This window comes from Jeotgalibaca porci, from assembly GCF_011299095.1.
Classification (GTDB): domain Bacteria; phylum Bacillota; class Bacilli; order Lactobacillales; family Aerococcaceae; genus Jeotgalibaca; species Jeotgalibaca porci.
In genome coordinates, this window is the sequence record NZ_CP049889.1 from 375,573 (window position 1) to 398,151 (window position 22,579).

The window sequence follows — 22,579 nt, forward strand, 5'->3', positions numbered from 1 at the left end:
GTTAGCACCCTACGTGATTTCACTATAAAAAATCCCCCAAAGTTTAACTTTAGGAGGTAGTTGGTTATTCAGCTGGGGGTACGATAATTTTTTCTACTTCTTCAATTACGCGTTTGGCAATACTTGAGCCAATCACCAATTGTTCGTACATTGCACGGACATCTTCGGTTGTTTTACCCATTGCCTTCATATAAATTTCGCCATCACCAGCTAAACATACGCGGTAATAGAATGTTTTAGAGTTGTTCAAATCATTTATCAAATCCAAGATTTTTTCTTTGTCTGCATAATTTGATAAATACGCAAGACGCTTGAAGCTAATCTGGAAATCAGCCATCTCTTCACCATTTACAATAACGACTCCAAATGGTATTGATTTACCTGGTGCAATTTGGAATGTCCCTTGGTAAAGTGACTGATTATTTGGTATTTCTTGTCTTTTTAAGGGTAATTTCTTTTCAGCAAATAACTTTTCAATTTCTTCTAAAATTTTCAATATACTGGCTCCCTTCGTTGATACTCTTCCAGTATATCATAATCAGAATAAAACAAAAAGAGCCAGTAAACTGGCTCTTTCTTGTTGCATTCGTATTAACGACGACGCTCTGGAATACGAGCTGCTTTTCCGTGAAGTTCGCGTAGGTAGTACAATTTTGCACGACGTACTTTACCAAAGCGGACAACTTCAAGTTTAGCAACACGTGGTGTGTGGATTGGGAAAGTACGCTCAACACCAACACCGTTAGAAATCTTACGAACTGTGTAAGTTTCGCTGATGCCTGTTCCGCGACGTTTGATTACAACGCCTTCGAAAAGTTGGATACGTTCTCTCTCGCCCTCAACAACACGAGCATGGACACGTACTGTATCTCCAGGACGGAAATCAGGAATGTCATTGCGTAGTTGATCTTGAGTAATTGATTCGATTAAGTTCATGTTTTTTTCTCCTTCCAACAAATATTCATACATAGACATATCTACCAGCGGAATATCGTTTTCTCTGGACAGTTATCTGCCCACTCGTAAGAGTTTATCATAATTAAATATGCCTGTAAAGGGTATTACATTGACAAACTTATTTTTTTTCGGCTTTCTTAAACTCTTCTAACCAAGCTTCTTGTTGCTTCGTTAATGTCAGAGCATCCAGCAAATCTGGCCGTTTCTGCCACGTTTTCCGCAAGGATTCTTTTTCTTGCCATTCTTCAATCTTGGCATGATTCCCGCTTACCAAAACATCTGGAACTTCCATTCCTCGGAAATCGCGCGGGCGTGTATATTGCGGGTGTTCCAATAGACCGGTTGAAAACGAATCAGTTTGACTGGATAACGTGTTTCCTAATGTTTCAGGCAGTAAACGCACCACACTATCAATAATAACCATTGCGCTTAATTCGCCACCGGTCAGGATAAAGTCCCCAATGGAAATTTCATCGGTGATGAATTCTTTGATGCGTTCGTCGTAACCTTCATAATGCCCGCAAATAAAAACAAGATGCTCTTCCTCAGCCAATTCTTCAGCCAAAGCCTGATCATATTTTTTACCAGCTGGATCCATTAGAATAATACGTTTCTTCGTTTCCGGATAATTTGTTTCAATATTTCCGATGGCGTCCACAATCGGTTGTGCTTTTAGAAGCATACCTGCTCCACCGCCAAATGGATAGTCATCCACTGTTTTATGTTTATTGTCGGCAAACTCACGGAAATTCGTCGTTGTAATCGTCACGATTTCTTTCTCTGCTGCTTTACCGATAATTGAATCTGTCATTGGCCCTTCAAACATATTCGGAAATAGAGTCAATACATCAATTCTCATTCTTCCAGCATTCCTTCCAATGGTGTTACAATCGCGTAGCCTTCAGCAATATTTACTTCTTGGATAACATCCTTGATATACGGCAATAATAAGTCTTTCTTACCTTTACGTTGCACAACCCACACGTCATTTGAGCCTAAAGGTAGAATTTCTTTCACCTTACCTAGTGATTCGCCTGATTCCAATTTCATTTCTATTCCGATAATCTCGTGGAAATAGAACTCTTCTTCATCAAGTTCGTGTTGCGCTTCAGCGTTTATTTTTAGCGTACCGCCTTTATAAATTTCTACATCTTCAATTCGATTTTTACCATCAAAAGTTAGTAAATCGAAGTTCTTATGTTTGCGGTGGCTTTTAACGATGAGTTCAATCGGAGCTTTGCCGTCTTGGAACAGCATCAAGCTGGAACCTTTTTTATATCTCTCTTCAGCGAAATCTGTTACAGATATAACACGAACTTCACCTTTCAGTCCTTGTGTATTAACGATAGTGCCGACATCAAAATAGTGTTCCATGCCTCCACCTCTTTCCAGTTATTTTGATACAAAAAAAGGGACAGATCAACTATACAATTGAATGTCCGCTTTGTTTTGTTATTATTGAGTGTTTTACAATCGGTGTTAGCCGTTGCCACCATCGATGACAAGACGCACACGCTTTGATTGTTTTGTTCGTACACTATAGACGATTGTCCGGATTGCTTTCGCAACACGGCCTTGTTTACCGATGACGCGGCCAACATCTTCAGGGTTAACCTTCAAATGATATTCAAAAAACTCATTTGTTTCTTTAATCTCAATTGAAACTTCATCCTTGAATTCAACGAGTGGCTTAATCATGGTTAGAATCAATTCTTGAATATCAGGCATGTAATCCACCATCCTTTTGGTAATTTCAATGCTACTGACTACTTCCTAAAAAGCTTATTTAGCTGATTTGGAATCGTGGAATTTTTTCATGATACCTTCTTGTGAAAGTAAGTTTCTAACTGTATCAGACGGTTGAGCACCATCAGCTAACCATTTCAAGACTAGTTCTTCATCAAATTTTACTTCAGCTGGTTCAACAACTGGGTTATAAGTACCAACTTTTTCGATGAAACGACCGTCACGAGGAGCACGTGAATCTGCTACAACTACACGGTAAAAAGGATTTCTTTTAGATCCCATACGTTTTAGACGAATTTTAACTGCCATTCTTAAATACACCTCCAATTTCTAAATCTCACAAATGATATAATACCAGTTAAATAAGTGCTTGTAAAGTATTTTTTCTTTACAGGCTTACTTTTTTTTCTTCTTCTTTTTCTTGTTCATTTTGCGCGCCATTTGTTTCATCGCAATTTGGTTTAATTTGCCTTTTGGACCGCTGCCCATTAAGCCTTCTAAGCCAGCAAAATTCCCTTTAGACATCTTATTCATCATGCTGCGCGATTCGTTAAACTGTTTAATTAGACGGTTTACCTCAGCCAAGTTACGACCGGAACCTTTCGCAATACGACGACGACGACTTTGAGATAACAATTCAGGATTCTCACGTTCTTGTTTCGTCATTGAAAGAACAATGGCTTTCATATGCGCCATATCTTTTGGATCAATCTTCATTTGGTCAAGGCCTGGTACTTGACTCATTCCTGGAATCATCTTCAATAGATCTTCCAAAGGCCCCATACTGGTCACTTGATCCATTTGATCAATGAAGTCATTGAAATCAAACGTATTTTCGCGGATTTTGTCAGCCATTTCTTTGGCTTTATCTTCATCGAAGTCTTGTTGTGCTTTTTCAATCAGCGTCAACATGTCCCCCATACCTAAAATACGGGAAGCCATACGTTCTGGGTAGAACGGTTCGATATCATCTAACTTCTCGCCTTGTCCGGTAAACTTAATAGGTTTGCCCGTTACGGAGCGAATAGACAGTGCAGAACCACCACGCGTATCACCATCAAGTTTGGTTAAAATAACACCGGTAATTCCCAACTGTTCGTTAAAGGCTTTTGCCACATTAACTGCATCTTGACCCGTCATAGCATCCACTGTAAAGAGGATTTCATCCGGTTGGACAGCTGCTTTAATATTTTTCAGCTCTGTCATCAAGACTTCATCAACGTGCAGACGACCAGCCGTATCGATGATAACCAAGTCACGGCCATTTAGGCGTGCTTCTTCAACTGCTTCGCGTGCGATGTCAACTGGATTTGCCTCTGTTCCTTTTGCATAAACCGGGAAATCTAATTGTTTCCCAATTGTTTGCAATTGGTCAATTGCTGCTGGACGGTAGACGTCAGCCGCGGCCAACATAGGACGTTTATTTTCACGTTTCTTCATGTAGTTAGCTAATTTACCAGCAGTGGTAGTTTTACCCGCACCTTGCAAACCAACCATCATAACAACTGTTGGCGGCTTCTTAGCGAATACAAACGGCTCTTGTTCGCCACCCATTAATTCTGTTAATTCTTCGTTTACAATTTTAACAACTTGTTGTGCTGGAGACAGTGATTCTAATACATCAGAGCCCAATGCACGGTCATTAACTTTACGAACGAAATCTTTTACTACTTTGAAGTTAACGTCGGCTTCGAGTAAAGCAAGACGGACTTCACGCATCATTTCTTTTAAATCAGCTTCGGTAATTTTACCTTTTTTACCGATTTTCGTCATGGCGCCTTGTAGACGCTCTGATAGACCTTCAAATGCCATATTATCGTTCACATCCTTTTATTTAATCGTCAATTGATTCTAATTGATGAATGATTCTGCTCAATTCGTTGTCGCTGGCGTACTTTTCAGTTGTGTACTCTTTTAATTGACTCAGTAATTCACTGCGCAACATAAAGCTTCCAACCAACTGTAGTTTTTCCTCATAATCCGTTAATATCTTTTCCGTACGCTTGATATTATCATAAACAGCTTGTCGACTTACTTCGAAGTCTTCTGCAATTTCACCGAGTGAATAATCATCTCCGTAGTAAAGCGAGAGGTAGCCTTTTTGCTTTGATGTCAGTAGATCACCATAAAATTCAAACAAAGTATTCATATAATTTGTTTTTTCTATTTCCACTTTCGGCCTCCTATCCCCTTGAAACTTGTCAAGGAAAGAACTTTACATCACTTTTTAGAATACCGATTATACCGCATAAAGTCAATATAAATAATCAAAAAGAAGAGGTTGGGAGCAGTTTTGCCATTCCCAACCTCGGTTTTTATTCTATGCTTTCTTCTCTACTAAATCTTTTACCAAGCCGTAGATATATTGTTCCGGATCGAACACTTGCAGATCGTTCATTCCTTCACCCAAACCTACAAATTTTACTGGGATTTCCATTTCTTGACGAATCGCCAGAATAACCCCACCTTTGGCAGTTCCATCCAATTTCGTCAGAATTAAGCCTGTTACATCGGTTGTTTCCTTGAATTGCTTCGCTTGTATCAGTGCATTTTGCCCTGTAGTTGCGTCCAAGACCAATAATGTTTCCGCTGCACCACCCGGAATCTCTCTGTGAATAATCCGATTGATTTTTTCAAGCTCTTTCATCAAGTTTACTTTGTTTTGCAGACGTCCTGCTGTATCAACCAATAAATAGTCGTAGTGTTCTGTGGATCCTTTTTTCAAAGCGTCAAAAACAACAGATGCGGGATCAGACTTGGCATCAGATGTTACGACATCCACGCCCACGCGTTCGCCCCATACTTCCAACTGTTCAATTGCTCCAGCCCGGAAAGTATCCCCTGCAGCCAAGAGAACCTTCTTACCTTCACTCTTAAGTTTATGTGCGTACTTACCGATTGTTGTCGTCTTACCGACACCATTCACACCAACAAATAAAACAACAGTAAGGCCATCTGGGTTTTCTTTAATTGTCGGCAAGCCTATTTGGCCTTTTTCATAAATATCAACCAATGTCTCAACAATTAAGTTCTTCACTTGCTCTCCGGTACGTGCTGGTTTCAGACGCATTTCCTCACGCAATACATCAGAGATCGCAATAGTCATATCGAATCCGACATCGGCTGAAATTAAAACTTCTTCTAAATCGTCAAAGAAATCTTCGTCAACTTCACGGAAACCGGCAAAAAGTTCATTCAGTTTGTCTGAAAAACTCTTACGCGTTTTTTCCATGCCTTTGTCAAATTTATCAATGACTATTCGTTTCTCTTCGTTTACTGGTTCTTGGACAACATCCTCACCAGTGAAGGCACGTTTAATGCGATCAAATAATCCCATACTCTCACATCCTTTTTACTATTATAGTACAAACTTATGAATCGCGTGTGCAACGCCATCTTCATCGTTCGTTTTGGTAATATATGTTGCTTTGGATTTAATCGCTTCTGTCGCATTTTCCATCGCAACCGCAACGCCGGCATAATCAAACATAGCGGCATCATTTTCTTCATCACCACAAACCATTACTTCGTCGGCACTAAAGCCCATCAATTCACACAAACGTGCGATACCGCTGCCTTTGTCAACTTCTGGATGCATGATTTCATACAGCAAAGGTCGTGATTTCATGGTAGAAAACTGCTCGTGAAATGCAGCTGGAATGCGGGTAATTGCGTCATCCAAATAAGCAGGATCTGTACAAAAAACAACTTTATTGAATTGGTGATCCGCTTCAAAACTTGCGATTTCGCGTTTTACGAAAGGGAGACTCGCACTCATCAATGAGGGATACAGCGAATCTCTTCCCGTTGGATATTCCGGTTCATATACATATTCCAAATCCAACATATTCATTGGTAAACCAAGATCTTGACTTAATTGATAAATCGTTTGAATATCTTGATAGGATAATGTTTTTTCTGATAATACCTTTGAATCATGGTTACGTTGAACAAGACCACCGTTATACGTGATTGAGAAATCTTCTTCTCCCAACAAATCCAGTTCATCTACATAACGTTTAATTCCGCCTAATGGTCGACCGGTACACAGAACGACTTTAACCCCTTTAGCTAGGGCTTTATGAATGGCTTGTTTATTCATTTCGCTGATATTTTTTTGGCTGTCTAATAATGTGCCATCTAAATCAAGCGCAATTAATTTAATCATGGAAATGCTCCTATTCTTCTTCATACTCTCCAAATTTAACCGATGCCAAGCGCGAAACGCCAGAATCTTGCATCGTAACACCATATAAAACGTCCGCTTCTTCCATGGTTCCTTTTCTATGGGTAATGACGATAAATTGGGTCTCATTTTCAAATGAAGCTAAATACTTCCCAAAACGAACCACGTTTGCTTCGTCAAGTGCAGCTTCAACCTCATCCAAAATACAAAACGGTACCGGTGAAACTTCGATAATCGCAAATAATAAAGCAATGGCTGTAAAGGCCTTTTCTCCACCTGATAATAAACTCAGATGTTGTAACTTCTTGCCTGGTGGCTGAGCAATGATATCGATCCCGGTCTCAAGAATGTTGGATGCATCCGACATGGTAATCGTTGCCTTGCCTCCACCAAATAATTTAGGAAAGGTCTTTTCAAACTGTTCTTTAATCGCATTGAATGTCGTCATGAAGCGTTGCGATACTTCTTCATCCATATCTTCCATTGTCGTCAACAAGGACTGTCTGGCAGTCAATAAGTCCGTTTGTTGCTCACTCAGGAAGCCATGACGTTCAGAAATACGTTCATACTCTTCAATCGCAGCCATATTAATCGGCCCGAGTGCTTCAATCTCAACTTTCAACATATTGACGGCTTGTTTTGCTTCGGCAATCGGCAAACTTAGCGAATGATTGGCAATAGCAGACTCATAATTCATCCCGTATGCTTCAAGTAGGCGGTTCAAATGGTGATCGATAGAAGATTCTAGTCGCCCGGAATTACTTTCTAACTTCGCTAATTTCTCCAGAGCATTTTGAATCATTTCAGAAAGAGCATTCAACTCTTCTGTTTTCTCTTCAGAGTGCTCGTCCAAATCGTGTTTATTCGCACGTTTTTCTGCCGTGATTGTGTCAAGTTTTGCTTTAGTCGCTTGTGCTTCTTCTAAACTATGTAGCACATCTTCAACCGTTTGGAACTCACTGGATTCTTGTTGCGAGACGAGTTGGATGTTTTCTTCGATAGCTTTTATCGTGTTTTGCTCTTTTTCGATACTGGTTTGTACCGTTTCAATTTCACGATGCAACTGTTTCTCTTGTTCTTTCAAGACCGCAAGTTCTTGCTGTTTCAGTCCGAGCTCGGCCTGAATGCCTTGTAACAATTTCTGACGTTCTTCTTCGTTTAAGGTCGAATCAGACATATCCTGTTTCAAGCGCACTACTTGCTCCGCCAACACGTCCCTGGTGTCACGGGCTTCACGCAAGAGTTTCGTTACTTCTTCTTGTTGTTGCTTAATTTCTTTTAAATCAAATTCTTCAGCTGTATGTTCTTTTTTAAGCAAAGCCAAAACGCCTTGTTCCCGCGTTAAACTTTCTTGTGCTTTCTCAAGTTCAAAAGCACTTTGACGTGCTGTTTCTTGAAGCTGCTCTTTTTTCTTTTGGAAGCCGCTCACGTCAGCTTGAAGCGCATGATGCTGTTGTTCCAATTTTTTATAGACTGTTGTTTTTTCGTCGATATACGCAGTCAGTTTTTCAATGTTGTTTTTACGGCTAAAAACAGAACTTCCTTGTTGGCGTTTGGAAGCTCCACCAGTCATCGAACCTCCCGCATGGATAACGTCTCCTTCAAGAGACACAATCCGGTAACGGTTATCGAGTTTTTTGGCAATGGCCAAACCTGCCGTCAAGTTTTCAGAGATAATGGTTGTACCCAATAAGTTTTGTGCAATTCCCTTATACACTTCATCGTAGCCAACTAAATCCGAAGCAATCCCGATAAAACCTGACTCACTTTTCAAATCATGTTGGACATAATCTGGAATTTGACGGCCTTTAATAACGGTCAATGGATAAAAAGTCGCACGTCCAAGACGATTCGCCTTCAATACTTGAATCGCTTTGGAGGCTGTCTGAGGGTTATCTACAACGATATTTTGAATGGCATTTCCTAAAGCCGTGTCCACAGCTAACGTGTAGGCTTCCGGAACGTGGAACAACTCACCAACCGGACCATGTATACCGGGAAGCATGTCTTTACGTTTTAGAATTTCTTTAACGCCTTGGAAATAGCTTGCATATGAATCTTCCAACTCTTGTTGGCCCTCACGTCTTGCTTCTGCTTGTTGAATCCCACGCGCCAGCTCATTTAATTGGCGATTATAATCCAAAAAAGTATTTTCTGAATTCTCCAAATTTTGAACCAATTGACTTAAGCTTTTTCCGGTCAGTATTTTCTCGTTCGTCTTTTCCGTTACAGTATGCGTATAAGCTTCAACAGCTGCTTGAGTGAGCTTGATTTTTTCTTCACGCTCACGAAAACGTCTTAACAAGACTGCGGAACGCTCCGCCAAATGGGACTCTTCACGTTCATTCTGAACAATTATATTACGGTTCGTTGATTGGGCTTGTAGTTTCTCGATATACGTATCTCGTAATTCTTGCAACCATTTATTTTTATCTTGAGACAGATGGTTTTCTTTCCCTTGTAAACTGCTTACTTCTTTTTGCAATGCTTTACGAAGCGTCGTTTTTTCTTTTAATAGCTCTGACAGCTCGCTCACACGTTTTTTTTCTGTCTCAATAAACCGTTGTTTCTCATCAAGAACGCGGCCTTGTTCTTCTTTATTCTTGGCAGAGAAATCCGCTTTTTGAGCGAGTATGTTTTTTTGTCCCTCCAACTGCTCAATTTTACGAACAGTTGCAACATACTCGTCTTGCAGAAGATTCAACTCACGTTCAAACAAGGAGCTATTATGCTTAAGAGCGCTCAAATCTTCCTTCAAGCTAATCTGACGCTTCTCTTTTGCACTGATTTCCTTCTCAGATTCTTCGATATCTTTTTTCGCTGTTTGCCACTGTTCATTCAAACCGGTGATTTCCACTGCCAATAAAGCAATTTCTATATCACTCAATTGTTTTTTCTTCTCTTGATAAGAAACCGCTGTATCTCGTTGCTTCTCTAACGGAGCCATTTGATTTTCGATTTCATGTAAGATATCCTGAACGCGGTCCAAATGATCCATCGTTTCGGATAATTTTCTTTCTGCACTTGTTTTACGGTTTTTATACTTGGCAACACCAGCAGCATCCTCAAATATAGCGCGACGTTCTTCCGGTTTATTTTGGAATATCTGCTCTACTTTCCCTTGTGAAATCATTGAGAAAGAGTCCTTGCCTACTCCAGAGTCCATAAGTAAGTCCGTGATGTCTTTGAGACGACACGGCTTCCGATTAATAAAGCAATCAGAATCACCATTGCGATTAATCCGTCTGGTTAGACTCACTTCTGAAAAGTCGAGCGGTAACGTCCGATCTTCATTGTTAAAAATGAGGGTTACTTCTGCGATATTAATTGGCTTACGTGACTGGGAGCCCGCAAAAACAATGTCATTCATTTTTTTACCACGTAGATTTTTTGCTGACTGTTCTCCCAATACCCAACGGACTGCTTCAGAAAGATTACTCTTCCCGCTACCGTTTGGGCCGACAATAGCTGTCACGCCCTTATCAAATTCGATAACGGTTTTATCTGCAAAGGACTTAAATCCCGTCATTTCAATTCTCTCTAAATGCAAATAAAACATCCTTTCCAGCTGTGTTTATCCTTTATTCGTCAATGCTTGGTAAGCAACCCGTGCCGCAGCCTGCTCAGCAGCTTTTTTGCTCGTACCTGCACCTTTTCCTAATTCTTTTCCGTCGGCCTCTACTGCCACTTCAAAGCGCTTGGCATGCGAAGGGCCATCTTCTAGTAATAGAACATATTTGATTGAAATATCTCCATTTTTTTGTAATTCTTCTTGCAACAATGTTTTGAAATCCATCGCATGTGAAAAAGCATCCTCTTTTATGGAGTCGAGAACCACTTGTTTGATAAATTTTTGGGCGGCATTCATTCCTTGGTCCAAGAATAAAGCACCAATAAAGGCTTCAAACAAATCACACAAAAGTGCGGGTCTCTTCCGACCATTCATATTCTCTTCCCCTTTTCCAAGGCGAATATAATTATCGAAGCGGCATTCATGTGCAAAATGAGCTAAACTCGGCTCACATACAATTTGCGCACGCAGACGTGTCAGCTTTCCTTCTGGCCAATTCGAATAATGATGGAATAGAAATTCCGATACCGCAATCTCCAAAACAGCATCCCCTAAAAATTCCAAACGCTCATTGTGTTTCATTCTCTGGTGACGATGCTCATTCACATATGATGAATGGGTAAATGCCTCTACTAACAACATTTCATTCTTAAACTGAATCCCATACTCATCCTCAATCATTTTTATTAATTCTTTCATTCTGTATCCTCCTCCCATGTCATTAAAAATCCGTACCTTTTCATTATACGCCAAATTAAGCCATTTTTCATTAAAAGATGGCGAATATAATCACGTACGACTGGCTACTATCCAATTAAAAAAGGACTGAGATTTCTCTCAGTCCATAAGATTAGGTTCGGTTATGTTAGTATGCTGCTTCAGATGTAAGTTCTACTACTTCCCATCCGTCTGTAGTTCCGTAAGTGATGTCATAGTTTTTAACGCGGTTATTAACTGCGAATACTTCTGATCTCCACAATGTAGGAATTACAGGAACGTTTTCGAACATATGCTCTTGCCATTCGTTGAACGCATCAAATTTGAAATCTGGATCAAATGCGTCTTGAGAATTGATTTTGTTCAAGATTGCAGTGTTTTCTTCATTCACATAACGTGTGTAGTTAAACGCTGCTGTTTCGCCGTATAGACCAGTTGGGTTTGGATCATGTCCAGTTCCCCAAGCTCCTTGGTAAACATCAATTTCTTCGTTATCAGCTTCAAGCATATCGTAGAATGCTTGGAACTCGATTAGACGACCAGTTGATAACTCTACTTTCAATCCGATGTTTTCCCATTCTTGGATGTAGTACTGTGCGATTGGCTCAGCAGTAGCACCACCTGACATAGAAGCGAATTTGATTACTAATTCTTCGCCTTCTGGTGTTTCACGGAAGCCGTCTCCGTCAGTATCAACATAGCCAGCATCATCAAGGATTTGCTCAGCTTTTTCAGTATCTTGGTAGTATCCTTCAATTTCAGTGTTAACATAATCACCGAATACTGGTGGAATCATACCTTTTGCGTTTTCACGTAGTCCTTGGTAGAACTCAGCAGCAATTGCATTGTTATCAATTGCATAAGCCATTGCTTGACGCAAGTTTACATCAGCCATTTTAGCATCTGGGTTATAAACGTTTTTAGACGCTTCTGCATCCCAGTTACCCAGTTTGAATCCTAAGTATGTATAAGCCAATTGTTGACGACCTAGAAGACTGAAGTTCTCAGCATCTTTATAAGTGTCATATTGATCTGTAGGCATAGAAGCTACGTCATAGTTACCATTGTTCATTTCTGAAACGATTGTTTCAGGAGCAATAACATCTACAATAACGCCGTCCAATTTAGGAGCGCCTTTCCAGTAATGTTCGTTCGCTTCGTATTCAACAGACTCACCCGGTGTAATTGATTTAACACGGAATGGACCTGCTCCTACTGGCGTATTACGAACTTCTGGTGCAGCTGCCATATCAGCAATTGCTACGTTTTCCAATTGGTGTTTCGGCATTGGGTAACCCCAGATACCACCACCTGATTGAAGGATTGATGGGTTAACCTCAATGTATTCAATTGTTAGGTTTTGGTCGTCTGTGATTGTAATACCTGAAATTGTATCAGCTTCGCCAGCTTTATATTCTGCCATACCTACGATGTTTTCAAAATCTGCACCGTAACGTACACCAGTATATTCTGGGCTACCAATAACTTCGTACGAGAACAATACGTCTTCAGTTGTCAAAGGCTCGCCGTCAGACCATTTAAGATCGTCTTTCAAAGTGATTGCAATTGTTTTAGCTTCTTCGTCAAATTCGAAAGTAGCCATACCGTCTTGAGACAACATGAAGCTTTCGTCAACTGAGAATAGTGATTCATGTGTGAATCCCATTAATTCTGAGTCGTACCCATCTTCGTAGAACTCTGGACTGAAGATACCTTGGAATGGTGAACTAGCTACCATTGCATAGCGTAACGTTCCACCTTCGATTGCATCTTCGTCGTTTGACATAACTGTTTCGAACTCAACAACACCGCTTTCCTCACCGTTTGCTGTTGATTCTGTTTCTGATACCGAAGTATCTGTTGATGACGTTTCTTCACCTTCGCCGCCAGTACAAGCAGCTAGAGTTAGCGCAAATGCCGCTAAAGAAACAAGACCTAATTTTTTCTTGAACATTGTATTTCCTCCCTTTTCCTAACCTAATCTTTGTTTAGAGTCTGCCGCACGCTGCAACGCTTGGCCGACATAGTTTATGCTCAACATTAACACTAAAATTAGCATTGATGCTGGCAGCCAAACCCATGTTTTATTCTCGATGACATCTGGGGATGTCGCAAACCCAATAAGTGTACCTAAACTTGGAACAGATGGCGGTAATCCGAAGCCTAAGAAACTTAGACCTGTTTCGATACCGATATTCCCTGCAAAGTTCAATGTCGAGTTAACGATAATCAATGAACTCAAGTTTGGCATTACTTCACGGAACATTATTTTGAAATCACTGGTACCCAATGTTTTCGATGCATTTACATAATCTCGTTCTGATTCGGATAGCGTACGGCTTCGGAAAATCCGCGCCTTACCAACCCAACTGAACGCACTCATGATTAATACAAACGTCACAATGTTATATTCACTTACCATTGATACAAAAACAATAATAATCATATTAGTAGGTAAAACCATAATAAAGTCTACGATACGCATCAAAATGTTATCGATAATTCCACCGTAGTAACCAGAAATAATTCCTAGTCCAATTCCAATGACACCAGTGATAATCGTTACACTGAAACCGATGATAATTGAGTTACGGGCACCAATAAACAACTGTCCAAATACATCACGACCACCTTCGTCAGCTCCAAGGAGATATTCAACCCCCGGTGCTTCGTAGCGGTTCAAGATATGAACACGCATCACTTGATCTTGATCAAAGAAAGCAAATGATCCAATAAAAATAACTAACAGCAAAGTAATTAATAAGCCTAAGGAGAACATGGCTAATTTGTCTTTTTTAAACTCACGAGCGATAACTGCAAAACCAACGACAGCACCTTGCTCTTCAGCAGATTCAACTAATGTATCCAAGTGCGCATTTACATCTTCGGCACTTGCTTGTTTTTTTTCTTCTTCAGGTAGCATTTTATAACCTCCATTTCTTTCTTAATTTCTACTCAATACGGATACGCGGATCGACGATACTCATGATGATATCAGATAGTAACGTACCGAATAACGCAGTTAATCCAAATAGTAGAATTAAAGCGGTGATGACACTGTAGTCTCTGGCTCCAAGTGAATCGATAAATAGACGACCCATCCCAGGGAATGAGAAAATCCGTTCGATAAAGATAGATCCACCAATTAAACCAGTGATGTCATAACCTAAAAATGAAGCGATTGGTAAAATAGAGTTACGGAAAATATGTTTGTTATAAACAACTTTTTCTGGAACACCTTTTGCACGGGCAGTTTTTACATAATCTTCTTGCTTCGCATCAATAACTCCGGTACGCAGATATTGAATCGTACTCGTTGTTGCTAATAATGCATATGAAAGTGCCGGAAGAATCAAGTGGTAGAAACGACTCCAGATGTATTCCAACGTACCTTTTTCAAGTCCTGATCCAACAGTTCCTCTTGTTGGGAACCAGCCCAAAGTGAAACCGAAGATCCAGATTAATAAAAGTGCAAAAACGAAAGTAGGAATAGCAAAACTCACATAGTTATAGAAACTGATTGCTTTGTCTCCCCATGAACCGTTACGACGGCCTGCATACATACCTAAAGGCAGTGCGATTAAATATGTAAAGATTAAAGATACGATAGATAACCAAATTGTATTACCAACACGTTGGCCAATTAATTCGGCAACTGGAATTTTGTACGTGTAGCTCTTTCCAAAGTCTCCTTGGATAGCATTCGTAATCCAATCCCAATATTGCACATACCACGGATTGTTTAATCCGGCTGCTTCACGTAGTTTTTCGATTGTAGCAGGATCCATGTCTGGTGTAATCAGACCCGTAAACGGATCTCCCGGCATGATTTGTGCCATCAAGAATACAAGCAAGCTCAAAATAAAAATTTGCGGAATCATAACTAAAATACGTCTTAATATCGTTTTCCACATAATCTAGGCACCTCCCTTAATATCGCTTGGTCGGATGGCAACTTTATGTGTATCGGATAGAGAAGTCAGATCGTAAACACGACCATTTTCGTCATAATATTTCTCTTGATTTTGTGTATATTCTTGCTCAACAGCAATACGTGCTGCTCTATGGTGCGCACGGTTGACAGGATCCATAACTGGAATAGCTGACAACAAACGTTTTGTATAAATATGCTGTGGATTAGAATAAATATCTTGTTTATTACCAAACTCAACAAAACGACCACGGTACATAATTGCTAAATCTTCACACATGTGTTTCACAACACCCAAGTCATGGGAAATAAATAAGTAAGACACATTGTATTCTTCTTGAATACGTTTCATAAAGTTTAAAACTTGCGCTTGTACAGATAAGTCAAGTGCAGAGGTTGGTTCGTCAGCGATGATTAATTTTGGATTTGTGGCAACAGCACGGGCAACCCCAATACGTTGTCTTTGTCCACCAGAGAACTCATGTGAGTATTTATATAAAGCATCTTCTGGTAACCCAACAATATCCAATAATTCAATAACGCGACGTTTCGTTTCAGCCGGTGAGAAGCGCTCAAAGTTATCAAGCGGCTCTGAGATGATATCCAGAACACGTTTTCTCGGGTTCAAACTTGAGATGGAGTCTTGGAAAATCATTTGAACGTTTCTGTTATATGGAGACGTCCGTTTACGCGCTTTGTTTGTCACGTCTTCGCCTTCATAAATAACTTGTCCACTTGTAATTCTTTCCAAGCCAATGATTGCTTTACCGATTGTAGATTTACCAGAACCGGACTCACCAACCAAACCGTAAGTTTTTCCTTCTTCGATTTCCATACTTACACCGTCAACAGCGTTAACATGGTCTGTAACGCGGTTCCAGAAACCACTTCTGATCGGATAATGTACTTTTAAATCTTTAATTTGCATAAAACCCAAATTATTCAGCCTCCCCTTCGAAATGGAAATGTTCATGACATGTACATCTCACAAAATGATTAGGAGCAATTTCATGTAATGTTGGATTTTCTTCGTGATCTTCAGCCGGTATCCAAGGAATACGGCTTGCAAAACGACAGCCTACTCGCGGTAGGTTCTTCAATGAAGGAACAGTTCCTTGAATAACGTGTAAGTCTTGTGACTCACCTTGTAGTTCTTCAGATTGCGGAATAGACTTCAATAATGAACGCGTATAGGGATGCTTCGGATTCGTGAATAATTCCTCTGCAGTCGCCATTTCAACAATTTGTCCTGCATACATAACTGCAACTCGGTCCGCTGTTTCAGCAACAACACCAAGGTCATGGGTAATCAGGATAATTCCTGTTTCCATTTCGTCTTGTAATTCTTTCATTAAATCTAAGATTTGTGCTTGGATTGTAACGTCAAGCGCTGTCGTAGGCTCATCAGCGATTAAAATCGGTGGCTTACATGATAAAGCAATAGCGATTACAACACGTTGACGCATCCCACCGGATAACTCATGGGGATATTGTCTTGCGACACGTTGTGGTTTTGGAATTCCCACTTGGTCTAATAATTCAAGAACACGTGCTTTGCGAGCTGCTGAATCCATTTTTGTATGATGAATAAGTGCTTCCTCAATTTGATCGGACACAGTCATCAATGGGTTCAATGCTCCCAGTGGATCTTGGAAAATCATACCGATGTCGTTACCACGAATACGGTTGTAAAGTGTTTCGTTTAAATCAATTAAATTTAAATCTTGGTACACAACTTCACCGGAGATACGTGTATTAGCCTTATTGTGTAAACCTACTATTGTAGTAGCTAATGTACTCTTACCTGATCCGGATTCACCCACAATTGCTAATATTTCATTCTTCTCTAGTGTGAAAGAAACATCGTCAACAGCATCGTAATAGTCGTCTTTTATTCTGAACGCTGTATGGAGATGATTTATCTCCAGTAGTGGTTTCCCTGTCTGCATGGGATACCCTCCTCCTAACTAATGAACATTCGTTTTTTCAAGCTTTTAAATTATTTTTTTGTTTATTTAACAAAAAAACGACTTAATAACTTGTTTATTTTGAACTCATCAGTGTGTTTATTAATATTTCTCATTATACTGACTAAAAATTAGAAAGACAACCCTTTTTTCATCATTTCTTAACTTAACCTCAAAATAGTGCCGTTTTCGAACAATAGTTTGAGAAAGAGCAACATTACCAAAACTTAACAGGTCCTGTTGCTCTTATAAAGAATTTAGTTATTTGCTGAATCGATGTAATCAACTGCATCTCCGACTGTAATAATCTTTTCTGCGTCTTCATCGGAAATTTGGATTGAAAATACGTCTTCTAATTCCATAATTAACTCTACAACGTCAAGTGAGTCGGCTCCCAAATCTTCTTGGAATGTAAGGTCACGAGAGATTTTCTCCGCGTCCACACCAAATCGTTCAATAATCATTGAAGAAATTCTTTCTAGTGTTGTATTCTCTGACAAAATAGCACCTCCTACCCAATACGTTTCATTGATTAACAAAAAAACATCTGTTTGAATTTCACATAAGCTATTTTACCGTTATGCTAATATTTTGTCCAATACTATTTCAAATTGCTCTCTTTCGGGTGCGTTTCGAAATGTGTAACTAAATCAGGAATAACGTGCGATGAGATGATTTTTCTGATTTGCTTAATCGTATAGTAGACTGCAACCTTATCTGCTGAACCGTGTGTCTTCACGACCGGGGCGCGTAATCCAAATAAAACTGCACCACCATGTTTCGAATAGTCCATCGTGTCTTTCACACTACCCAATGCATCCTTAATTAGTAAGCCGCCCAACTTCGATTTCACGCCCCCTGACATAATGCTGCTCTTCATGAGCTTCATCAAGCCAAATGCCGTTCCTTCGATTGTCTTAAGCACGGCATTTCCGGTAAAGCCATCTGTTACGATAACATCAGCGTCCCCGGATAATAACTCACGCGCTTCGATATTTCCGATAAAGTGCAAGGATTCTTCTGCTTCTAGTAGTTCGTAAGTCTTTTTAGATAGGTCGCTTCCCTTACTTGCTTCCGCACCATTATTCAACAAAGCAACTTTTGGTTTCTCTTTTCCTAATACAAATTGTGCGTAATAAGAACCCAAGATACCAAATTGCAAGAGATTTTCCGGTTTAGAGTCCGAGTTGGCACCGACATCCATAAAAACGAATTGATCATCCTTACCAATAACAGGTAAGATTGGCATTAAGCCTGGTCGATCAATTCCTTTAATACGTCCGATAATTAATAAGCCTGCAGCTAGCAATGCGCCTGTATTCCCAGCTGAGAAAAGTGCGTCTGCTTCTCCTTCTTTAACGGCACGCGCAGCTAAGACCATTGAGGCATCCCTTTTCGAACGGATAGCACGGACAGGTTCGTCGTCACTGTTAATTTTTTCGTTTGTATGAACAATTTTAATTTTATCGGTATTATATGACTCTCCCAAAATAGGTTTAATCTGTTCACCATCGCCATACAGAATAAATTCTACATCTGAATACTCTTTGGCAGCGAGAAGAATACCTTCTACGATTGCTTGTGGTGCGTGATCTCCGCCCATGGCATCGACTGCTATTTTCATTATCCTACCTTCTTTCTTTTATCACTAAAATCTATTTTAGAGAAGCGACACGTGAATGTCATCTTTTTCCGTTATTTTATTGAAATTTTTTTGCAAGATTTCCTTCTGAATCTAAGTAGTTCCTTAAAGAAGTAAAGTCTGAATCCTCGAAAAAGGTCTGATCGCTCAGCATGAGGATAACGTCACGGTTAGCCGTTTCTAACACTTCCGCATGTTTGATGACATCTGCATATTTAAACTCCGGCATACCCGCTTGTTTGACACCGAAGACATCACCTGAACCTCTTAATTCCAAATCTTTCTGACTCAAATAGAAGCCATCTGTCGACTCTGTCATAATCTGCATCCGTTCTTTACCGATTTCCGTTTTAGGATTCGCCAATAATAGACAATACGATTCTGCACTCCCACGTCCAACCCGTCCGCGCAACTGATGCAGTTGTGCCAATCCGAATCTTTCAGCATCTTGTATAACCATTACGGTAGCATTCGGGACGTTTAATCCAACCTCAATAACGGTTGTCGAGACGAGTACCTGATAGCGGTTATCTTTGAAGGCATGCATAATAGCATCCTTCTCTTCAGCTTTCTGTCTCCCATGAAGAAGACCGATTTCCCACTCACCTTTATAAAAGTCGACCACCTTCTGATGCATTTCTTCAGCATTTTTTAGGTCAATCAGTTCTGATTTCTCTATTAAAGGTGTAATGATATAAGCTTGACGCCCTTTTCTCAGTTCTTTCTCGATAAAGGTTAAGGCTTGCAGCAATTGATCGGACTTACTCCAAACTGTTCGTATCGGAATACGGCCGTCCGGCATTTGCGCCAAAATAGAAACGTCCATCTCACCCATCAACGTAATGGCCAAGGTTCGTGGAATAGGCGTCGCTGTCATGTATAAGACATTCGGGTTTGTCCCTTTTTCATTCAATTTTTGGCGTTGGTTGACACCAAAACGGTGCTGCTCATCCGTAATGACCAGTCCTAAATGATTAAAAACCACGTCATCTTGAATTAAAGCATGCGTTCCAATCACTAAATCCAAAGAGCCCTCCGCCAACTGTTCGAGAATTTCTCTTCGTGCCTTCGTCTTCGTACTTCCGGTCAACAAAGCCACTGAATAATCGGTATCTGCGAAGAACGCTTCAATGGTTTGAAAATGTTGCTCTGCAAGTATTTCGGTTGGAACCATAAAGGCACCTTGATAGCCGCCTAAAATGGTTGCTACAAGCGCGATGACAGCAACAACTGTCTTCCCACTCCCAACATCCCCTTGAAGCAGCCTGTTCATCTCAAATGGCGCGCGTAAGTCCCGACAAATTTCATTGACGACTTTCTTTTGACCATCTGTCAATTCAAAAGGCAAAACCTGAATGAACTGTTTCAGTTTTTCAACATCGTAAATAATCGGTTGGCCTTGATGACTCGCCTTCCGCTTAAAACGAATGAGTTGTAGCTTTAATTGATAAATTAAGAATTCCTGGTATACAATTTGGCGGGTAGCCTGCTGAAATTCTTCTTGCGTCTGTGGGAAGTGCATCGCTTTAATGGCGTCCTTGTGAGACATCAATCGGTATTGTTGACGCAACGATTCTGGGACCACTTCCGGAATCATTGCATAATAGTCCTCAAGCGCACTTTGAATCAGCGTTAATAACGTTTTTTGTTTGATGCTCTTATTAACATGATAAACTGATTCAAAGTCTTGACTATCCTGGTCTCCATTTGATCCCAATATCTTGAATCCACCTAAACTTTGACGCATCCCATCCCATTTACCAAAGATGGCAATTTCTTCTTCAAGGTAAATTTTATCTTTTAAATAGGGTTGGTTGAAAAATGTCACGCCGATAACCGCACTGTCAAGTGCTAACTTAAATGAGAGGCGACTCTTTCGGTATCCATAATGTTGTACAACCGGTTGTGTGACCACCCTGCCTTTTAACGTTACTTTTTCTTGATCTTCGATTTCATCGAGTGATCGAACTTGAATATCTTCGTAGCGGAAAGGAAAATGTGTTATTAGATCATAGATAGAATAGATACCTAAAGAGTGGAGTGCTTCCAAGCGCTTAGCTCCTACGCCACTTAATACCTCTACCGAGTCTTGGATTGACCTCATACGAAAGTAAACCTCCCTTCACTTCAAACTAATCGAAGAGGGGCTGGAGCATATGCCCCAGCCCCTCTTCGTAATAAAATTATTCTACAGACATTAAATAACTGTAAACAGGTTGATTACCTTCTTGAATTTCAACTTCGATGTCTGAATATTCTTCAGAAATCGTTGCAGAAATTTCTTCACATTCTGCCAAGTCTGTTCCTTCACCGTAAATCAATGTAATAATTTCACTATCTTCATCAATCATTTTACGTAAAGTTGCAAGTACTGCTTCTTTACGTCCTGGTTGAGAAAGAACGATTTTACCATCGACAATTCCCATAAAGTCATCTGTTTTGATTTCAACACCATCAATTTCAGTATCACGAATCGCGTTCGTAATTTGACCGCTCTTCACATACGCAAGTTCAGCTGTCATACTCTCTTTGTTTGATGCCAAATCAACTTGATCATTAAATGCCAACATTGCTGTCAACCCTTGAGAAATCGTGCGTGTCGGTACAACAACAACATCTCTATCAGAAACTTCTGCTGCTTGATCAGCTGCCATAAAGATATTTTTGTTGTTCGGCAGGATGATTGTTTTCTCAGCATTCGCTTCTTCGATGGCTTTCAAGATATCTTCTGTACTCGGGTTCATTGTTTGGCCACCTTTAATAAGAGTGGAAACGCCCAAGCTGTTGAATAACTTGTAAATACCTTCTCCGGCTGCAACTGCGATAACTGCATAAGGTTTCATAGGCTCTGTTTCTTTAGTAGCTTTACCTTTTAAGAGAACCTCGTCATGTTGCAGACGCATGTTGTCAACTTTAATTTTAACGAGCGAACCGAATTTTTGACCATAGTTCATAACTTCGCCTGGATATTCCGTATGGACATGGACTTTAACGATTTCGTCATCCGCCACTACCAACAAAGAATCGCCAACCGTATTCAAGTGATTACGGAATGTATCATAATCAAATTCTTCAGTAACTGTTTCACCAGCACCTAGTTGAACCATAATCTCTGTACAGTATCCAAATTCGATGTCTTCAGTTGAAACCGCATGGCCGATATGTTCGAAGTTTTCGTGATGTGCGATTTCAGTAACGTCCGCTTGTGCCATTTTTGTCTTAACAGACACTTTTTTACCTGTTAATGATTCTAAGAATCCTTGGTAAATGAACAACAACCCTTGGCCACCACTATCTACTACGCCAACTTCTTTTAATACTGCCAAAAGATTTGGAGTATTAGCAAGACTGACTTTCGCTGATTCGACTACGTGTTCCATGATTTCAATAATGTCATCCGTTTGTTTTGCTTTTTCAATTGCAGCATGTGCTGATTCTCTTGCAACAGTCAAGATAGTCCCTTCAACAGGCTTCATAACTGCTTTATATGCTGTTTCAACACCTTGTGAAAAAGCGTGCGCAAATTCACTGGCATTTACTGTTTCTTTCCCTTCCATTGCTTTAGAAAAACCACGGAAAAGTTGGGATAGAATAACTCCAGAGTTACCTCTTGCTCCCATTAAAAGGCCTTTAGCTAAATCTTTACTCATTTCGTCGACGCGATCGGATTCTGACAATGATACGCGGTCTGCTCCTGAAGTAAAGGACAAATTCATGTTTGTTCCTGTATCACCATCTGGAACCGGGAAAACGTTTAATGAGTTTACGTATTCTGCATTCTCATGTAGACGTTCTTGTGCGACTTCCACCATTGCTTTAAAATCACTTGCAGTCAGTTCTAATTTATTCACCTTGCTTGTCC

Annotated in this window: 21 protein-coding genes; all 21 read right to left on the reverse strand. The window is 40.1% G+C overall.

Features of this window, described 5'->3' with window-relative positions; all coding sequences use genetic code 11:
* Positions 1-64: 64 nt before the first annotated feature.
* Positions 65-496 carry a hypothetical protein gene (locus G7058_RS02005; RefSeq protein ID WP_227004474.1) on the reverse strand — a complete coding sequence of 144 codons (432 nt, stop codon included), beginning with the start codon at positions 494-496 and terminating at the stop codon, positions 65-67.
* Positions 497-591: 95 nt separating this feature from the next.
* Positions 592-936 carry a 50S ribosomal protein L19 gene (gene rplS, locus G7058_RS02010; protein ID WP_166061971.1) on the reverse strand — a complete coding sequence of 115 codons (345 nt, stop codon included), beginning with the start codon at positions 934-936 and terminating at the stop codon, positions 592-594.
* Between the two features lie 139 nt (positions 937-1,075).
* Positions 1,076-1,816 carry a tRNA (guanosine(37)-N1)-methyltransferase TrmD gene (gene trmD / locus G7058_RS02015; protein ID WP_166061972.1) on the reverse strand — a complete coding sequence of 247 codons (741 nt, stop codon included), beginning with the start codon at positions 1,814-1,816 and terminating at the stop codon, positions 1,076-1,078.
* Positions 1,813-2,331 (reverse strand): ribosome maturation factor RimM, encoded by a 519-nt coding sequence (gene rimM, locus G7058_RS02020; RefSeq protein ID WP_166061973.1) that lies wholly within the window; start codon positions 2,329-2,331, stop codon positions 1,813-1,815. The genes trmD and rimM overlap by 4 nt, the downstream gene beginning before the upstream one ends.
* Positions 2,332-2,436: 105 nt before the next feature.
* Positions 2,437-2,685: a KH domain-containing protein gene (locus G7058_RS02025; protein ID WP_166061974.1), complete on the reverse strand. Its 249-nt coding sequence runs from the start codon at positions 2,683-2,685 to the stop codon at positions 2,437-2,439.
* A 54-nt stretch (positions 2,686-2,739) separates the two neighbouring features.
* Complete coding sequence (rpsP, locus tag G7058_RS02030; protein ID WP_166061975.1) at positions 2,740-3,012, reverse strand: 30S ribosomal protein S16; 273 nt, start codon at positions 3,010-3,012, stop codon at positions 2,740-2,742.
* Between the two features lie 87 nt (positions 3,013-3,099).
* Positions 3,100-4,515, reverse strand: coding sequence for a signal recognition particle protein (gene ffh / locus G7058_RS02035; protein ID WP_166061976.1), 1,416 nt, complete (start codon positions 4,513-4,515; stop codon positions 3,100-3,102).
* Positions 4,516-4,537: 22 nt separating this feature from the next.
* Entirely contained in the window at positions 4,538-4,876 is a 339-nt protein-coding gene (locus G7058_RS02040; protein WP_166061977.1) for a putative DNA-binding protein, read from the reverse strand.
* Between the two features lie 147 nt (positions 4,877-5,023).
* Entirely contained in the window at positions 5,024-6,040 is a 1,017-nt protein-coding gene (gene ftsY / locus G7058_RS02045; RefSeq protein WP_166061978.1) for a signal recognition particle-docking protein FtsY, read from the reverse strand.
* 21 nt (positions 6,041-6,061) lie between these two features.
* On the reverse strand, positions 6,062-6,871 hold the full coding sequence (yidA, locus tag G7058_RS02050; protein WP_166061979.1) for a sugar-phosphatase: 810 nt from the start codon (positions 6,869-6,871) through the stop codon (positions 6,062-6,064).
* Between the two features lie 10 nt (positions 6,872-6,881).
* Positions 6,882-10,439, reverse strand: a complete 3,558-nt coding sequence (gene smc, locus G7058_RS02055; RefSeq protein ID WP_166061980.1) for a chromosome segregation protein SMC — start codon at positions 10,437-10,439, stop codon at positions 6,882-6,884.
* A 24-nt stretch (positions 10,440-10,463) separates the two neighbouring features.
* On the reverse strand, positions 10,464-11,159 hold the full coding sequence (gene rnc / locus G7058_RS02060) for a ribonuclease III (protein WP_166061981.1): 696 nt from the start codon (positions 11,157-11,159) through the stop codon (positions 10,464-10,466).
* Between the two features lie 166 nt (positions 11,160-11,325).
* Entirely contained in the window at positions 11,326-13,131 is a 1,806-nt protein-coding gene (opp4A, locus tag G7058_RS02065; protein WP_166061982.1) for an oligopeptide ABC transporter substrate-binding protein, read from the reverse strand.
* Positions 13,132-13,149: 18 nt separating this feature from the next.
* Positions 13,150-14,100: an ABC transporter permease gene (locus G7058_RS02070; protein WP_166061983.1), complete on the reverse strand. Its 951-nt coding sequence runs from the start codon at positions 14,098-14,100 to the stop codon at positions 13,150-13,152.
* A gap of 28 nt (positions 14,101-14,128) precedes the next feature.
* Positions 14,129-15,091, reverse strand: coding sequence for an oligopeptide ABC transporter permease (gene opp4B / locus G7058_RS02075; protein WP_166061984.1), 963 nt, complete (start codon positions 15,089-15,091; stop codon positions 14,129-14,131).
* A gap of 3 nt (positions 15,092-15,094) precedes the next feature.
* Entirely contained in the window at positions 15,095-16,036 is a 942-nt protein-coding gene (locus G7058_RS02080; RefSeq protein ID WP_166063684.1) for an ATP-binding cassette domain-containing protein, read from the reverse strand.
* A 10-nt stretch (positions 16,037-16,046) separates the two neighbouring features.
* A complete protein-coding gene (locus tag G7058_RS02085) occupies positions 16,047-17,057 on the reverse strand; it encodes an ABC transporter ATP-binding protein (protein WP_166061985.1) in 1,011 nt (336 codons plus the stop codon).
* 275 nt (positions 17,058-17,332) lie between these two features.
* Positions 17,333-17,575 (reverse strand): acyl carrier protein, encoded by a 243-nt coding sequence (acpP, locus tag G7058_RS02090; RefSeq protein ID WP_166061986.1) that lies wholly within the window; start codon positions 17,573-17,575, stop codon positions 17,333-17,335.
* A 101-nt stretch (positions 17,576-17,676) separates the two neighbouring features.
* Positions 17,677-18,699, reverse strand: coding sequence for a phosphate acyltransferase PlsX (plsX, locus tag G7058_RS02095; RefSeq protein WP_166061987.1), 1,023 nt, complete (start codon positions 18,697-18,699; stop codon positions 17,677-17,679).
* A 76-nt stretch (positions 18,700-18,775) separates the two neighbouring features.
* Positions 18,776-20,821 carry an ATP-dependent DNA helicase RecG gene (gene recG / locus G7058_RS02100; protein WP_166061988.1) on the reverse strand — a complete coding sequence of 682 codons (2,046 nt, stop codon included), beginning with the start codon at positions 20,819-20,821 and terminating at the stop codon, positions 18,776-18,778.
* Between the two features lie 79 nt (positions 20,822-20,900).
* Positions 20,901-22,568, reverse strand: a complete 1,668-nt coding sequence (locus G7058_RS02105; protein WP_193567965.1) for a DAK2 domain-containing protein — start codon at positions 22,566-22,568, stop codon at positions 20,901-20,903.
* Between the last annotated feature and the right edge of the window lie 11 nt (positions 22,569-22,579).

Bases quoted from the DNA above. Each gene is read 5' to 3' on its own strand.
- yidA (WP_166061979.1), bottom strand. From the start codon at position 6,871: ATGATTAAATTAATTGCGCTTGATTTAGATGGCACATTATTAGACAGC.
- recG (WP_166061988.1), bottom strand. From the start codon at position 20,821: ATGAGGTCAATCCAAGACTCGGTAGAGGTATTAAGTGGCGTAGGAGCT.
- G7058_RS02070 (WP_166061983.1), bottom strand. From the start codon at position 14,100: ATGCTACCTGAAGAAGAAAAAAAACAAGCAAGTGCCGAAGATGTAAAT.
- trmD (WP_166061972.1), bottom strand. From the start codon at position 1,816: ATGAGAATTGATGTATTGACTCTATTTCCGAATATGTTTGAAGGGCCA.
- rplS (WP_166061971.1), bottom strand. From the start codon at position 936: ATGAACTTAATCGAATCAATTACTCAAGATCAACTACGCAATGACATT.
- ftsY (WP_166061978.1), bottom strand. From the start codon at position 6,040: ATGGGATTATTTGATCGCATTAAACGTGCCTTCACTGGTGAGGATGTT.
- ffh (WP_166061976.1), bottom strand. From the start codon at position 4,515: ATGGCATTTGAAGGTCTATCAGAGCGTCTACAAGGCGCCATGACGAAA.
- G7058_RS02080 (WP_166063684.1), bottom strand. From the start codon at position 16,036: ATGCAAATTAAAGATTTAAAAGTACATTATCCGATCAGAAGTGGTTTC.
- G7058_RS02085 (WP_166061985.1), bottom strand. From the start codon at position 17,057: ATGCAGACAGGGAAACCACTACTGGAGATAAATCATCTCCATACAGCG.
- rimM (WP_166061973.1), bottom strand. From the start codon at position 2,331: ATGGAACACTATTTTGATGTCGGCACTATCGTTAATACACAAGGACTG.
- opp4A (WP_166061982.1), bottom strand. From the start codon at position 13,131: ATGTTCAAGAAAAAATTAGGTCTTGTTTCTTTAGCGGCATTTGCGCTA.
- opp4B (WP_166061984.1), bottom strand. From the start codon at position 15,091: ATGTGGAAAACGATATTAAGACGTATTTTAGTTATGATTCCGCAAATT.
- rpsP (WP_166061975.1), bottom strand. From the start codon at position 3,012: ATGGCAGTTAAAATTCGTCTAAAACGTATGGGATCTAAAAGAAATCCT.
- G7058_RS02025 (WP_166061974.1), bottom strand. From the start codon at position 2,685: ATGCCTGATATTCAAGAATTGATTCTAACCATGATTAAGCCACTCGTT.
- plsX (WP_166061987.1), bottom strand. From the start codon at position 18,699: ATGAAAATAGCAGTCGATGCCATGGGCGGAGATCACGCACCACAAGCA.
- rnc (WP_166061981.1), bottom strand. From the start codon at position 11,159: ATGAAAGAATTAATAAAAATGATTGAGGATGAGTATGGGATTCAGTTT.